We start from the raw sequence: 13,201 nt of genomic DNA, 5'->3' as shown, positions 1-13,201 counted from the left end.
CGCTGCCTGCGAAACAGCGAAGGATGAATGACCGCCTTCGAACGTTGCGCCATCCATCCTTCAGCATATGCAGCAGCCTATTCGCTTGCGTAATCTTATTTGGGACCGCCGGAAATCCAAATTACGTTGTCTTCCGCCTGCCCGTTGACCGGCCACCAGTGGAACCCGTCTTGTGCCAGCAATTCATCCGTGCGCGCCGGACCCCAGGAGCCGGCCGGATAGAATTGAAGGCTGCCGTTGTCCTCGCGCCATGCTTCGGCGATACGGTCCACGAAGGACCATGCTTGAGCCACTTCGTCCCAACGGGTGAAGTAGGTCGACTCCCCGCGTGCCGCATCGTAGATGAGCCGCTCGTACGCTTCCGGCGTATTGATGCCGATCATGCAGCTTTGGCAGAACTCCATCGATACGGGCTGCACGACATTGTCGACGCCCGGCTTTTTCGCATTGATCTTGATATAGATGCCTTCCATCGGATTCACGCGAATCACGAGCAGGTTAGGCGCCAGATCATGCTTCTGCGCGAACAGGATATTGTCCGGCACGTTTTTGAACTCGATGACGACCTCGGTCGTTTTGACCGGCAGTCGCTTGCCCGTACGGATATAGAAGGGAACGCCGGCCCAGCGGAAATTGTCCAAATAGACGCGTGCCGCGAAATAGGTCTCCGTCGACGACTGCGGGTTGACGGAATCTTCCTGCCGGTAACCCGCCAGCGTCTTGCCCTTGCTCTCGCCTTCGCTGTATTGGCCGCGAATGACATTGGCATTGACTTCGACGGCCGATGCGAACGGACGCAGCGACCGAAGTGCTTTGACCTTCTCGTCGCGGATATCCTCGGGATGCAGGCGGCTCGGCGGCTCCATCGCGATCATCGCCAGCATCTGCATCATATGGTTCTGAACCATGTCGCGCAGGGCGCCGGATTTGTCGTAGTACCCGCCGCGCTCTTCGACGCCGACCGTCTCGGAGAGCGAGATCTGCACGTTCGCGATATGCTGATTGTTCCACAGCGGCTCGAAAAAGGCATTGGAGAACCGCAGAACCTCGATATTTTGGACCATTTCCTTACCCAAGTAGTGGTCGATACGATAAATCTCTTCTTCCTTGAACACCTGGCTGAGCTGCGCGTTCAGCTTACGAGCCGACTCCAGGTCGTAGCCGAACGGTTTCTCGATCACGAGACGGTTCCAGCCGGTCGATTCCAGCATGCCGCCGTCGCGCAGGTTGAACGATACCGGACCGAACAGCTCCGGCGCCAGCGCCAGATAGAACAAGCGGTTGCCCGGAATGTTGAACTTCGCATCAAGCTCCACCGATTTGCGAGCCAGCTCCCGGAAACCGTCGACGTTGTTGATATCCAGGGACATGTAAACGAAATGCGACGCGAAGCGTTCCCACTGACCCGCCTCGTCGGCCTTATATCGGCAAAACTCGCCGATCGACTCGTAGATGTCCGCACGGAACTGCTCGTCCGTGCGCGGACGGCGCGCAAGGCCGACAACGGCGAAGTCCTCGGCCAGCTTGCCTTCCTTATATAGGCTGAACAGCGCAGGGAACAGCTTGCGGCGAGCCAAGTCGCCGGTAGCCCCGAATAAATAATAAACCGCACCCTCTGCGGCAATTGAATCGTGTATGCTCACGTAGGTTATTCCCTCATTCTTTCGTATGTATTTTTATGCAGCGTTAAGCGTTTAGCTTTTTAATGTAGTTTAGCATAACAAGTCGTCAGATGCTATTGAAACGGGGATAAAAAAACGATGAGCCCGCGTATCGGATTACGGATCCTGGAGCGCATAATCGCCAGTAATAAGGGGCACGCCGACGATCAATTGAGGCGCCCCGCCGGTACCCGAAGACGACTCCGCAATTTGCAGATTAACCGAATTCGACCCGCTCTGAACCTTGCTCCCGAGCTTTGCACTGAAATACGTCAAGCTGCTCGTATGACCGTCGTCATACGCCTCCGTTTCCGAGGCTCCCGCTGCCTTCACGATTCGGCTCCCCGCGCCTTCGCCGGTTGAAAGTCCCTTGACTGTCATTCCTCCGCGAAGGTCCAGGCCCGTCCTTGAAACCTCGTCCTCCACTTTGGCGATGGCATTCGCTACCGCCTGTTTCCGTGAATGCTCGGCCGCATTCAACAACAGCACGATATCGTACAGCTCCTTGTCCTTTGCTGCTTCGGTAGGATCGGCAATGGCTCCCGAAGGCTGACGCGAACGAATCCACAGCGTCATCTCGTACTCGGGATTCGAGGCAACCACGTCGATCGTGCCGCCGCCTTCGGCCAGCTTGCCGCTCAGGTTGAAGCCGAGATCGGCTGCGAGAGCTCTCACGGCCTTCACGCCTGCGGCACCGTCCCAGCGAAATGCCCATTCGGCGCTTTGCGAACCGCCGGCGTATTCCGCATCGGCCCATGCCCAGACGGTTTCGAAGTCGGCTTTGAGCGGTCGCTGCTCACCCGTTCCTCCCCCGTTTCGTCCGGCTGTAAGCGCCCAGACGATGGCAGCGATCAAGATCACGAGTGCCGCGACGATGCCCAACTGCGGAAACCGTTTATGCTTCGTTTTCCGAATCGGAACCGGCTCGAGAGACTTCAATGACATTGCACATCCACTCCTCGCTTCAGCTTCATTTGCAAGGCGAATTGGGTAAATATCCATGCGCATCCGCCTCTGGGTGAATACACTGTCACCAGATAACCCAGGGGAGGTGTCACTACCATCATGGAACAAGTTTATCCATTACATGAAGAGAACATCAAACAATTTTGCGGCATGCCCGTTTGCGTCGTCACGACGGAAGGAAAGCGCCATGTCGGAATCTTGAGCCGCTGCCACGAAGGACGCGTCATGTTGAACGAACGCCCCGAGGTAACCGCGAACGCGAACGCGACGACAGGCGTCAAGCAGGGCAAAGTCACCAATCAGAAGAGCAAGAAGTCGAAGAAGGGAAAATCGGCTGCCGACAACAAGACGAAGGATACCGCGCAAACGCAAGCGTACTACCCCTACGATCCCTATTACGGCGATCCTTATGGATACGGCGGCGGGTACGGATATGGCGGGTACGGCTTCGGCGAAGCGCTCGCTTTCGATCTGGCTTCCATCGCGTTTCTGTTTCTGCTCATCTAATCACCATTGCGGATGCCCGAGACTTGCGTGCTGCTGCGGGACTCGGGCTATAGCTTGTCTGTACTTTGACCCGTCCATGCCGGACAAGCCATTTGCCAGACAAACGATGTAACAGATTGGATCAGGGGAATCCTCCAAGCGAAACGCAGGGAAGTTGGTTCGGCTCCAGTTCAAAGATTCTTCATATCAGAATGTAACGTCAGAAAAGACTAGTGGTTTAAAGGTGTTTTTGGTATGTTAAGAATAACATAATCCGAGATCGGAGGCGATTGTCGTGGTGATGCCGTATTCCGTTCCTGCCATATTCGGGACCGTTCGCCGTACGAACGAGCCCATTTGGCCAGTCGAAAGATACAATATGTATCCATACATGAGCGAGCAAAATGATTACAATCGCAGGAGGACCGAACGCCAGAAATCGCGCGCCCCCAAGCCTGCTTACGCCGCAAGTCCCGCTTCACTGCCAGCGGATGCTAGACAAGCGCTTCTGGCTGCCGCGGACGCTGCTGCCGATTGGCAGGCAGCCTGCAGATCGCTTAGCGGGACAGCCGCTGCGCTTATACCCCGCCATGCCCCGCTTTTCGCGAAGCGGATCGTAGTCTCGGAAGCGGCAGTAGCCGGCAGCGCCAAGGATGGCGCCGACATCGGATCATTTCGTGTGCAAACCTTCTCGCTCGCACGGCCGCAGCGCAATATCAGCTTTGCTTTAACGGCGAATGCGCCTTCCGTCGCTTCGCCGGGCGAACATCGTTTGATCCTGCATACGGCATCCGGAAGCGAGACAATGCTCACGATTACTTTGCGGCCTAACGAGACGAATCGCTCCGTTCTTCGGCGGATTCGCGATGCGGTTTATGCTAGTTCCTTAGGCCTGACTGCGGAAGTTGTAACGGATTCGTCAGAGGGGACGGATAGATTGGAACTGCGCTCTCTGTACCACGGCGTCGGCCATGCGTTCAGGCTGGAGGACCACGGAAGCAGCAGTCTCGTCCGGGCAACCGGCATCGGCAGCATCGCGAACCCTGCCTCGGATGCCGTGTATGCCATTGACGGCGGTCCAAGCCTGTCTTCGCCGTCCAATGAAATTACCGTACGCAACGGCCAGGTTCAGCTCGACCTCTCCGCTTTGCGTATCCCCTCCGCTGTAACCGTTAAGGTGCAGCAGGATCATACCTCTTTCATCCGTCAGTTGAGGCAGCTGGCCGAAGGCGTGAATGCGCTCCACGAGTCGGATCGTCTTGCGGCTGGAAGCTTGGATCCAAGGCCCCTGCAGCGCATTGAAGCTGCGCTGGCTCATCCAGGTGCCCAGGCCGCCGGTCTTTACCGAACCTCGGACGGGTTGTGGCAGCTGGATGAAGAGAAACTGCATAACGCAGCGAGCAATTCATCTGAGGACCTGAGACAACAGCTGACAGGCTGGAACGAATTTGCGTCGACGTTCGGAGATTTGCTCTCTCGAACGGCCGATCTTCCGACGGGATCGCTCATTAACGCGAAGGCTGGCGTTTTCCAGAAGATCATGACCTACACGGCCAGCAGCGAGCCGCGCCTTCGGGTCGGTCTGAGCGGATTCCGCATGGATACCGTCCTATAGAACGCTGCCGTTCTAGAGCACGATGACGTCTACGATGTCGCCTTCCACTGCTCCTTCGGAGCCGGCTTTAATGCGAATCAAGCCATCCGCCTCCGGAATGGAAGCCATCATGCTCGATTTGCCAAAGCCCAGCGGAGCTGCGCAAAGCACGGCATTCTCCGTATAGAGGCGCGCGCGTACGAAGCGCTCATGCGGGCTTCCTTTCGTGAAGCTGCCGGCCAGCTGGGCGGTTACCTGCTTCGGCATGGCTTGCTCCGGCGTTGCGCCCTGCAAGCGCTGCAGCGCGGGCTTTGCGAACAGCTCGAAGCCTACGAAGCAGGCGCCCGGGTTGCCCGATAGCGCGAGCAGCAGCTTGCCGGAAAGGACCGCGGCGGATGTCGGCGCGCCCGGCCGCATGGCCGCTTTGTTGAACAGCAGGCGGCTGTCCTGCGGGAGAAGGCCCGGCTTGGCTGCCGTTTGCGCAGCAGAGGCGAAGGATGCCGCGCTGGCTTCCTTGCCGGCAGGATGATCCGTCGCGAGGAAGCTGAGCAGGCTCGCCATCACGTCATAATCGCCGACCGACACGCCGCCGGTCGTGATGATGAGATCGCATTGCTGCAGCGCATCCACAATGGCCTGCGCGGCTGCGCCTGGTTCGTCCGGCACACGGCCGAGCAAGACCGGCACGCCCCCGTGCTGCGCAACAAGCGCGGCCACCATCGCGCTGTTGCTGTCGCGGATGCGGCCCGGCGCGAGGGGCGCCTCGACCGGCAGCAGCTCCGCGCCGGTCGCGAGCACCGCGACGCGCGGCCGCGCATAGACCGGCACATGGGCATAGCCGAATGTGCCGAGCAGTGCCGCATGGCCCGGCCGCAGAAGCTCGCCGGGCCCAGCGAACACGCTGCCGCAGCGGAACTCCTCGCCCCGCGGCGCGATGTTCTGCCCGGGCTCGGCGGTGCGTTTCACCAGCACCGCCGGCTGCCCGTCAACCACGGCGTCGGTCGTCTGCTCCAGCATGACGACCGCATCCGCCCCAGGGGGCACGGCACCGCCCGTCATGATGCGGACGGCAGTGCCCGGGGCCACGTCCGCCGAGGCGAGCGCGCCGGCGGCGACCGTGGCCGCGATGCGCAGCGTCGCCGGTGCCCCCGGCGACGCCAGCGCCGTGTCCGCGCTGCGGACGGCGAACCCGTCCATTCCGGAACGCGCAAAAGGCGGCCAGTCCGTCGTCGCGCTGACCGCCTCCGCCAGCCTGCGGCCAGCGGCTTCCCACAGCGGCACGGATTCCTGCCGGCCTAGCTCGAGCGCTTCCATAACGAGCCGCATGGCCTCGTCTACCTTGATCGCACGCCTGCGAAACCGCGCCTCTCCTTGCAACGTCCCCTCGTTCATGGTACCTCCACTGACATGACGCGTTTTTCTTTCATTGTAACAGAATCCGGCAAATGCGGGGATACGCCATATGATATACTTATGCCTGTCGAAAATCTCGCAATTGATCACTTTCACGGAAAGAGGGCATGCCATGCTATCGCAATTCGCATCCCGTAAACACTCGAACGCCGCTCCGCTCGTGATCCAAGTCGTCGGCTACAAGAACAGCGGCAAAACGACGCTGATCGCCAAGCTCATCCACCACCTCAAACAAGCCGACCTTGTCGTGGGTACCGTCAAGCATGATGCCCATGATTTCGACATGGACACGCCAGGAACGGATACATGGAAGCATCAAGAAGCCGGGGCGGATATGACCGCGATCAGTTCGGCAGCCCGAAGCGCGATCATCAGCAATCGTCCCGAGCCGCTCTCCGCACTGCTCGCCTATATGCAGCATGCCGATATCGTTCTCGTGGAGGGCTTCAAGCACGAGCCCTATCCCAAAATCATGCTTCTTCGCAACGAGCAGGATAAAGAGCTGCTGCAGCTCCCGAATCCCTGGATTGCGGCGGTCTGGCCGCAGGCAGAGGCGCTGCGCCCGAATATTGTCCTTCCCGCCTTTTCCATCGACGACGACGCGCGCATCGCTGCCGTAATCTTCGATTTACTTAAGCTGCCAGATACGCTCTAGCGCCTTTAAGCAATCCTCCCCCACCTATTCGCGACCGCCTGAATCCCATAGAAACAACAAAAGACGCTTGCCCCAAGCGTCTTTCCATCTGCATGTATTCATCTGCAGCTCCCGCAGTCTTTGCTGTTACTCCGCAAGCCCCTGCTTATGCGCATAGATCGCCGCCTGCGTCCGGTCTTCCACGCCCAGCTTCGCGAAGATATTCGTCACATGGAACTTCACCGTCTTAATGCCGATGAACAGCTCGTCCGCGATTTCTTGATTGGACAACCCTTTACCCACGCATTTCAGGACATCCATTTCCCGTTCGGTCAATTGATCATGCAGCGGCTTGACGGACTCGGCTTTCGGCTGGCGGAAACGATTCATCATTTTGGCCGCCACCTGCGACTCCAGCACCGACTGCCCGCGGGATGCGGCACGGATCGCTTCGGCGATTTCGTTCGCCCGCGACGTTTTGAGCAGATAGCTGAAAGCGCCCGCTTCGATAACCGGATACATTTTGCTATCGTCGAGATAGCTGGTCAGAACGATGACTTTGCAATCCGGGTACAGCTCGAGCAGCCTCCGCGTCGTCTCTACGCCGTCCATGCCGTCCATGACGAGGTCCATCAACACGACGTCCGGCCGATACGCCTGCGCCAAACGAATCCCTTCGTGGCCGTTGCTCGCCTCCCCGACGACCTCGATCCCGTCTTCCGTGTTCAGCACGGCGGCCAAGCCGATACGCACCATTTCATGATCGTCGACAAGCAGCACTTTAATAGGCTGTTCGATGCTGTCCATTTGTTCGATCGCTTCCATTCGCTAAAATTCCTCCCCCATCATGGGTTGCCGAAGGCACCCAAATATCGATGACGACCCCGTTGCCCGGAGAAGTAATCAACTTCATTGAGCCGCCCAGCTCGTTTACGCGCTCTTCCATCGTCAACAAGCCGTACGACGTTTGTTTCTTCTCCTCCGCATGAAACCCGACACCGTTATCCTGAACCGTCAAACGCACGAAAGCTCCTGCCTGCTGCAAGTATATATTAAGCTGGTCCGCCTTGGAATGCCGCAGCGAATTGGAGAGCGCCTCCTGCGCGATCCGGAACAAATGATCTTCCGCCTCCGATCCGAGCTGAACGGTAACATCGGCTTCTAACGATATTACCATCGGCACCTTTTGCTTCAACTCGTCAACGAGACTATGCAGCGCCTGACTCAAATGTTTGCCGTCCAAATGCACCGGCCGCAGATGCAGCAGCAGCGCGCGCATTTCCGATTGCGCCACCGAAGCCATTTCCTCAATGAGCTGCACTTGGCGTTTGGCGCGCTCCCAGTCCTTCTCCATCGTCCGGCTGACCGCCGTGGCCGTCATGGAGATGGCGAATAACTGCTGGCTGACCGCATCATGCAGCTCGCGCGCCAGGCGCTGCCGCTCCTCGATGACCGCCGTAAAGCGAACCTGCTCGGTCCAAGCCTCATCCTCCTCGGACATCGTTTCCTCGGCCTCATGGGCGTCCCCTTCCGCCGGCAGCGTAACGCGTTGACGTTTGCGTCGCTGTTGGTCGGACAACCGCTTGAGCGCGGCGCGCAGCTTTACCCCTTGCAAATAACTATACACCGCGGCGAGCACCAATGCAGCAGCAATGACCGAGAGCCCGATGAGCGCCGCCTTGCTTTGGAGGGCAAAGAGCTTCACGTACCCGGTTCCCTGAAGCACAAGCACGCTTAAGCCCAAGATGACGAACAGCCATAGAACCGTCTCTGCTGCGTTTTTGCGTTTCTCGGCAGCTTGGACAAGCGCCGGCGGCGCTTCGTTGCGATAAGCCGCCGGTAGTCCGCCCCGATCTGACGGCGGCATCGGACGTTCGGACGGCTTCAACGGCTCATCGCGATTTGACGAAGACGATGGATCGCTCAAGTCCGTTCCTCCTCCCTATGTATGAACGCGCAAAAACATACCTGTGGCCGATGCCAGCGCTGCGCATCGACCATGGCATAGTGTATGATTCTAACTTGCGACGTTATTCAACGACAGGCGGGTTCAAACGGCTTTTCAGCGCTTGCAGCTGCTCTTCGACCTTCAATTGCTTCGAAGGATCGACCGATCCCGCAGCCGCCGCCGGTCCATTATAGGACCCGAATGGTACGCGCATGACGTCAGCTTCTGCTTCCAACTGCATGATCTTCTCTTCCATACGGCTGAAGCCGCGGGAAGCATTGCCGCTTTCGATCGTGTGCACCGAGGAAACCTGCGCCATTTGCTTCTTCGCCTTCGCCATTTGGGCGCGGGCGGCCAGCTCGTTGCGTTTATTGCGAAGCTGGTAGTATTCATCCTTCATGCCGTGCAATTGGCTCATCAGTTCTTCAGCCTGCGTTTTGGCATTTACGTGCAGCTCTGTGTATTCGACGATCTTCTGATCGAAGAAAATTTTCTCCTCCAGCAGCTTGCGTGCCAGCTCTTCTTGCCCGGCCCGTAGAGCGGTTTCCGCTTTACCCTCGCGATCCGCGCCGCTTCTCGTCGCTTCTTCCAGGCGCTGCAGCATACGACGCTCGTTCGCCATCTGCTTCGCGACCGTCAGTTCCGCCGCATGGATCTCAGCCTCCATGTCCCGCAAATATTGATTCAACATCACGACTGGATCTTCCATTTTGTCGAGCAGTTCGTGAACGGACGCTTTCGTCATGTCTTTCATGCGTTTGAAAATACTCATTCTTAAACATCTCCCTTCTCGTTCTCGTGTTTAGCCAGTTTTGCGCGAAGCTCTTCGATTTCCTTCTTCAGCGCGCGTTTCTCCAGATCTTCCATCATCGCATCGATATTCGAGGCAGGCTGCGCTGTCGTTTGTGCCGGCGGTTTCTGCCAAGTTGGACCCGGCTGCGATTGGCCGCCATACGAACTTCCGTAGGGCCCGCCAGTGCCGGGGCCAAATCCTTGACCGCCGCCGAAGTTGCTGCCGCCGCCGAACGGTCCATTGTTAGGGTTGTTCCATCCGCCGCCGAAACCGTTCTTGCCCGATCCGTAGCCGCCGCCAAAATCATACGGATTTTGCGGCACGACCAACCCTGCCAATATATAAACCAAAATCAATGCGCCGCTCGTAAAGACCGTGACGACGATCAGCAGAATTCGAACCAGCGTCGCATCTACGTTCAGCATTTCGGCTAGACCGCCGCAGAGGCCGAACAATTTTTTGTCGCGTCGCGATCGATACAGCTTCTTCATTGCGATTTCCATCCTTCCTGCTGCAGTTTGCGCTTCAGTTGCTCCATCTCGCGCTCGATGACGTTTTGCACCGATTGTCCTGCACCGGTAATCCACTCTTGACCTGCTTTGCGCAAATCGCGAAGACTGCGGGCTTCCAGCTCCATGTCGCTGATTCGGTCATCCAGCCTGCGGAAGATACCGGAAGATTGCTGGCCTGGTGCCGAATTGAATACGCCGTTCTGCGCATATCGCTCGTTCAACCGCTGCTGCAGTCGTAACGACTCCATCCGTGCCGCAAAATACTCCCGCTTATCGTAAACGCTCTGATACTCGCTGCGCAGTTCGCGAAGCTGTTCTTCCAGCTCTCTGATGCTTTGTGCGGCTTGTTCATATAGCTCGCGGTACTGCACAGCCCGCTCTTCGCTGGATGCTTTCTCCATCAAGGCGATTCGCGCTACATGCTCCTCGCCGGCTTTGAGCGCGATGATCGCTTGCTGCTCGCGCTTTTCTTTCAGTTGCTCCGCTTGCTGCCATTGCATTTTCAGATGATTGCCATGACCCGAGCATTGTTGGTACAGCTTCTCGGCTTGAATGATTTCCTCTCGTGTCGACCACAGAAACTGATCGATCAGCTTTACGGGATCCTCGGCCTTCTCCAGCCGCTCGTTTAGCGTAGCAGCCGTCATGTCCCTTACTCTTCGCATAATGCTCATTGCTCGATCCTCCTTCGTTCCAAACATTCGAATACGTTTATTGCTGCCAATTTCAATTCGTTACACGCGGTTCTGACGATTTTTGAACATTGCTACGCCAGCAACGATCAATGCGAGTGCAATCAGTAGAGAAAGCAGTCCGAAAAGTTTTGGAAGCAGCATCAATCCGCCAACTACGATCAGAATCGCTCCAACCACCTTGCTGTTGTTCCGAACTCCAACAACGCCAAGACCAATGAGGATAAAAGGCATCAATAGTCCGACGATCCAACCAAGATGAATACCTAGAAACTTCATCACCATCAATCCGCCAATAACAACCAATGCTGCGCCAAGTGCATTTTTCCCGTTCATGTATGTCACCGCCTCTCTAAAGTTCATTCTTACCGTTCATTACGTATTTTTGCTTGCTGTGTTTCGTTTCTTGCTTATGTCCTTATTGTAGGTTGTTTTCGCTCTCTTCAAAACGGACCCGCGACGGTATTTGAACCTAGACCTCAGGCGGGGCAGTCACAGACCCTAAGACTGAACAAGCGACAAAATCCTCGCATCTCAACTGTATCCGACGTTCTCGTGTATCGTCTACACCTCTATCTCTAATCAATAAAGCCCGAATATAGTCGTATGACTGCATTCGGGCTTCTCCACGGTTCGTATCCTACTCGTTCTTCAAGACAAAGTAGACTATAGACAAAAACACTGACTGGACAAGATCCAGACAGTGTTTTATATGGTTGGAACTGATGTTTAATTGTGGTGCCGGCGAGAGGACTCGAACCTCCACGGTTTCCCTCACGATTTTGAGTCGCGCGCGTCTGCCATTCCGCCACGCCGGCTAACTTTTTGGCGTGCCCTAAGAGATTCGAACTCCTGACCTTTTGATTCGTAGTCAAATGCTCTATCCAGCTGAGCTAAGGGCACAAGGTAATGAATTTGTGGAGGCGCCACCCAGACTCGAACTGGGGGTAGAGCTTTTGCAGAGCTCTGCCTTACCACTTGGCTATGGCGCCATTTGAATATGGAGCGGAAGACGGGAATCGAACCCGCGACCCTCGCCTTGGCAAGGCGATGCTCTACCGCTGAGCCACTTCCGCATAAATGGCTGGGGATCTAGGATTCGAACCTAGGGATGACGGAGTCAAAGTCCGTTGCCTTACCGCTTGGCTAATCCCCAACATTTAGTTGTTTGTTTTAGTTAAATGGGGCGACCGATGGGAATTGAACCCACGAATGCCGGATCCACAAACCGGTGCGTTAACCACTTCGCCACGATCGCCATATAACTAATTTAATTGGCAGGGGCAGCAGGAATTGAACCCACACTAACGGTTTTGGAGACCGCTGTTCTACCCTTAAACTATGCCCCTAGGTAAAAAAGTGGTGGAGGATGATGGATTCGAACCACCGAACTCAGAGAGAGCAGATTTACAGTCTGCCGTGTTTAGCCACTTCACTAATCCTCCATGATGGTGCCGGCGATAGGAGTCGAACCCACGACCTACTGATTACAAGTCAGTTGCTCTACCAACTGAGCTACACCGGCACATTGTACAACTATTGCTTGACTGAAATGGTGGCTCGGGACGGAATCGAACCGCCGACACGAGGATTTTCAGTCCTCTGCTCTACCGACTGAGCTACCGAGCCTTACTTGGTTATAATGGCGGAGCCGACGGGATTCGAACCCGCGGTCTCCTGCGTGACAGGCAGGCATGTTAGGCCACTACACCACGGCTCCACATTATAGTCTCGGTATGATACCGAAGGTAATTGGTTGCGGGGGCAGGATTTGAACCTGCGGCCTTCGGGTTATGAGCCCGACGAGCTACCGGGCTGCTCCACCCCGCGTCATTAAGAAATGTTGCTATCCAATTATGGTGGAGGCTGACGGGATCGAACCGCCGACCCTCTGCTTGTAAGGCAGATGCTCTCCCAGCTGAGCTAAGCCTCCGCGTTAGAACGACAAGTAATAATATAACTTATTTCTTGTCCTGATGGCAAGTCTTTTTTTGAAGAATTTCTAAAGAAAATGGTGACCCGTAGGGGACTCGAACCCCTGTTACCTCCGTGAAAGGGAGGTGTCTTAACCACTTGACCAACGGGCCATATCTGGCGGAGAGCGAGGGATTCGAACCCTCGATACGCGGTTAGCGTATACACGATTTCCAATCGTGCTCCTTCGACCACTCGGACAGCTCTCCAGAAATGGCTCCCCGAACAGGACTCGAACCTGTGACAACTCGATTAACAGTCGAGTGCTCTACCAACTGAGCTATCAGGGAACGGTATGTAACTCGGGCAGCTTACACCCTGAAAACTGGATATGAACCTTGCGAAAGGTGTCTTGCTTAGCTGAGCCACGGGATAACTTGTAGGATAAGCCCTCGACCGATTAGTATTCGTCAGCTCCACGCATTGCTGCGCTTCCACCTCGAACCTATCAACCTCGTCGTCTTCAAGGGGTCTTACATACTGGGAAATCTCATCTTGAGGGGGGCTTCACGCTTAGATGCTTTCAGC

12 protein-coding genes, 16 tRNA genes and 1 rRNA gene are annotated in these 13,201 nt (G+C 56.4%); 3 read left to right on the top strand and 26 right to left on the bottom strand.

Annotated features, from left to right (window positions below; genetic code table 11):
* Window positions 1-95: 95 nt before the first annotated feature.
* Both zwf and GT003_RS28665 read right to left on the bottom strand, forming a co-directional pair.
* A complete protein-coding gene (gene zwf, locus GT003_RS28670) occupies window positions 96-1,643 on the bottom strand; it encodes a glucose-6-phosphate dehydrogenase (RefSeq protein WP_338046035.1) in 1,548 nt (515 codons plus the stop codon).
* Window positions 1,644-1,778: 135 nt separating this feature from the next.
* Window positions 1,779-2,606: a YwmB family TATA-box binding protein gene (locus GT003_RS28665; protein ID WP_161704455.1), complete on the bottom strand. Its 828-nt coding sequence runs from the start codon at window positions 2,604-2,606 to the stop codon at window positions 1,779-1,781.
* Window positions 2,607-2,726: 120 nt separating this feature from the next.
* On the opposite strand from GT003_RS28665, the gene GT003_RS28660 reads away from it, so the two are divergent.
* Together GT003_RS28660 and GT003_RS28655 are read left to right on the top strand one after the other, a co-directional pair.
* On the top strand, window positions 2,727-3,134 hold the full coding sequence (locus GT003_RS28660) for a hypothetical protein (protein ID WP_161704453.1): 408 nt from the start codon (window positions 2,727-2,729) through the stop codon (window positions 3,132-3,134).
* A gap of 370 nt (window positions 3,135-3,504) precedes the next feature.
* On the top strand, window positions 3,505-4,728 hold the full coding sequence (locus GT003_RS28655; RefSeq protein WP_161704451.1) for a hypothetical protein: 1,224 nt from the start codon (window positions 3,505-3,507) through the stop codon (window positions 4,726-4,728).
* A 12-nt stretch (window positions 4,729-4,740) separates the two neighbouring features.
* Here the strand turns inward: GT003_RS28655 and GT003_RS28650 are convergent, their stop codons facing one another.
* On the bottom strand, window positions 4,741-6,099 hold the full coding sequence (locus GT003_RS28650; protein WP_161704449.1) for a molybdopterin molybdotransferase MoeA: 1,359 nt from the start codon (window positions 6,097-6,099) through the stop codon (window positions 4,741-4,743).
* A 133-nt stretch (window positions 6,100-6,232) separates the two neighbouring features.
* Between GT003_RS28650 and mobB the strand changes: the two genes are divergently transcribed.
* Window positions 6,233-6,775, top strand: a complete 543-nt coding sequence (mobB, locus tag GT003_RS28645) for a molybdopterin-guanine dinucleotide biosynthesis protein B (protein ID WP_161704447.1) — start codon at window positions 6,233-6,235, stop codon at window positions 6,773-6,775.
* A gap of 126 nt (window positions 6,776-6,901) precedes the next feature.
* On the opposite strand, the gene GT003_RS28640 is transcribed toward mobB, so the two are convergent.
* The 23 genes from GT003_RS28640 to GT003_RS28530 all read right to left on the bottom strand — a co-directional run.
* Window positions 6,902-7,579 (bottom strand): response regulator, encoded by a 678-nt coding sequence (locus GT003_RS28640; protein WP_161704445.1) that lies wholly within the window; start codon window positions 7,577-7,579, stop codon window positions 6,902-6,904.
* On the bottom strand, window positions 7,536-8,681 hold the full coding sequence (locus GT003_RS28635) for a sensor histidine kinase (RefSeq protein ID WP_239566148.1): 1,146 nt from the start codon (window positions 8,679-8,681) through the stop codon (window positions 7,536-7,538). The genes GT003_RS28640 and GT003_RS28635 overlap by 44 nt, the downstream gene beginning before the upstream one ends.
* Window positions 8,682-8,784: 103 nt before the next feature.
* A complete protein-coding gene (locus tag GT003_RS28630; protein WP_161704442.1) occupies window positions 8,785-9,474 on the bottom strand; it encodes a PspA/IM30 family protein in 690 nt (229 codons plus the stop codon).
* Between the two features lie 2 nt (window positions 9,475-9,476).
* On the bottom strand, window positions 9,477-9,986 hold the full coding sequence (locus GT003_RS28625; RefSeq protein ID WP_161704440.1) for a PspC domain-containing protein: 510 nt from the start codon (window positions 9,984-9,986) through the stop codon (window positions 9,477-9,479).
* Entirely contained in the window at window positions 9,983-10,681 is a 699-nt protein-coding gene (locus GT003_RS28620) for a PspA/IM30 family protein (protein ID WP_161704438.1), read from the bottom strand. The genes GT003_RS28625 and GT003_RS28620 overlap by 4 nt, the downstream gene beginning before the upstream one ends.
* 60 nt (window positions 10,682-10,741) lie before the next feature.
* Window positions 10,742-11,035, bottom strand: a complete 294-nt coding sequence (locus GT003_RS28615) for a LiaF transmembrane domain-containing protein (protein ID WP_161704436.1) — start codon at window positions 11,033-11,035, stop codon at window positions 10,742-10,744.
* Between the two features lie 400 nt (window positions 11,036-11,435).
* Window positions 11,436-11,517, bottom strand: a tRNA-Leu gene (locus GT003_RS28610).
* 8 nt (window positions 11,518-11,525) lie between these two features.
* Window positions 11,526-11,602, bottom strand: a tRNA-Arg gene (locus GT003_RS28605).
* 15 nt (window positions 11,603-11,617) lie between these two features.
* Window positions 11,618-11,691 (bottom strand) — tRNA-Cys (locus GT003_RS28600).
* A gap of 9 nt (window positions 11,692-11,700) precedes the next feature.
* Window positions 11,701-11,775 (bottom strand) — tRNA-Gly (locus tag GT003_RS28595).
* A gap of 5 nt (window positions 11,776-11,780) precedes the next feature.
* A tRNA-Gln gene (locus GT003_RS28590) sits at window positions 11,781-11,855 on the bottom strand.
* A 26-nt stretch (window positions 11,856-11,881) separates the two neighbouring features.
* Window positions 11,882-11,957: transfer RNA gene (locus GT003_RS28585), tRNA-His, on the bottom strand.
* Window positions 11,958-11,974: 17 nt separating this feature from the next.
* Window positions 11,975-12,048, bottom strand: a tRNA-Trp gene (locus tag GT003_RS28580).
* Between the two features lie 11 nt (window positions 12,049-12,059).
* A tRNA-Tyr gene (locus GT003_RS28575) sits at window positions 12,060-12,144 on the bottom strand.
* 4 nt (window positions 12,145-12,148) lie between these two features.
* Window positions 12,149-12,224 (bottom strand) — tRNA-Thr (locus GT003_RS28570).
* Window positions 12,225-12,252: 28 nt separating this feature from the next.
* Window positions 12,253-12,328: transfer RNA gene (locus GT003_RS28565), tRNA-Phe, on the bottom strand.
* Between the two features lie 14 nt (window positions 12,329-12,342).
* A tRNA-Asp gene (locus GT003_RS28560) sits at window positions 12,343-12,419 on the bottom strand.
* A 33-nt stretch (window positions 12,420-12,452) separates the two neighbouring features.
* Window positions 12,453-12,529 (bottom strand) — tRNA-Met (locus GT003_RS28555).
* Window positions 12,530-12,556: 27 nt separating this feature from the next.
* Window positions 12,557-12,632: transfer RNA gene (locus GT003_RS28550), tRNA-Val, on the bottom strand.
* A 79-nt stretch (window positions 12,633-12,711) separates the two neighbouring features.
* Window positions 12,712-12,786: transfer RNA gene (locus tag GT003_RS28545), tRNA-Glu, on the bottom strand.
* Window positions 12,787-12,791: 5 nt separating this feature from the next.
* Window positions 12,792-12,882, bottom strand: a tRNA-Ser gene (locus GT003_RS28540).
* 5 nt (window positions 12,883-12,887) lie between these two features.
* Window positions 12,888-12,963 (bottom strand) — tRNA-Asn (locus GT003_RS28535).
* 90 nt (window positions 12,964-13,053) lie between these two features.
* Window positions 13,054-13,201: ribosomal RNA gene (locus GT003_RS28530) — 23S ribosomal RNA — on the bottom strand; the annotation flags it as partial.

It is taken from the genome of Paenibacillus sacheonensis, assembly GCF_009909195.1.
Classification (GTDB): domain Bacteria; phylum Bacillota; class Bacilli; order Paenibacillales; family Paenibacillaceae; genus Paenibacillus_Z; species Paenibacillus_Z sacheonensis.
This window is presented reverse-complemented; position numbering and strand designations above follow the sequence as displayed.

Excerpts from the sequence above, each read along its gene's own strand:
- GT003_RS28620 (WP_161704438.1), bottom strand. The coding sequence starts at position 10,681 with ATGAGCATTATGCGAAGAGTAAGGGACATGACGGCTGCTACGCTAAAC.
- mobB (WP_161704447.1), top strand. The coding sequence starts at position 6,233 with ATGCTATCGCAATTCGCATCCCGTAAACACTCGAACGCCGCTCCGCTC.
- GT003_RS28660 (WP_161704453.1), top strand. The coding sequence starts at position 2,727 with ATGGAACAAGTTTATCCATTACATGAAGAGAACATCAAACAATTTTGC.
- GT003_RS28630 (WP_161704442.1), bottom strand. The coding sequence starts at position 9,474 with ATGAGTATTTTCAAACGCATGAAAGACATGACGAAAGCGTCCGTTCAC.
- GT003_RS28665 (WP_161704455.1), bottom strand. The coding sequence starts at position 2,606 with ATGTCATTGAAGTCTCTCGAGCCGGTTCCGATTCGGAAAACGAAGCAT.
- GT003_RS28650 (WP_161704449.1), bottom strand. The coding sequence starts at position 6,099 with ATGAACGAGGGGACGTTGCAAGGAGAGGCGCGGTTTCGCAGGCGTGCG.
- GT003_RS28655 (WP_161704451.1), top strand. The coding sequence starts at position 3,505 with ATGAGCGAGCAAAATGATTACAATCGCAGGAGGACCGAACGCCAGAAA.
- GT003_RS28625 (WP_161704440.1), bottom strand. The coding sequence starts at position 9,986 with ATGAAGAAGCTGTATCGATCGCGACGCGACAAAAAATTGTTCGGCCTC.
- GT003_RS28615 (WP_161704436.1), bottom strand. The coding sequence starts at position 11,035 with ATGAACGGGAAAAATGCACTTGGCGCAGCATTGGTTGTTATTGGCGGA.
- GT003_RS28640 (WP_161704445.1), bottom strand. The coding sequence starts at position 7,579 with ATGGAAGCGATCGAACAAATGGACAGCATCGAACAGCCTATTAAAGTG.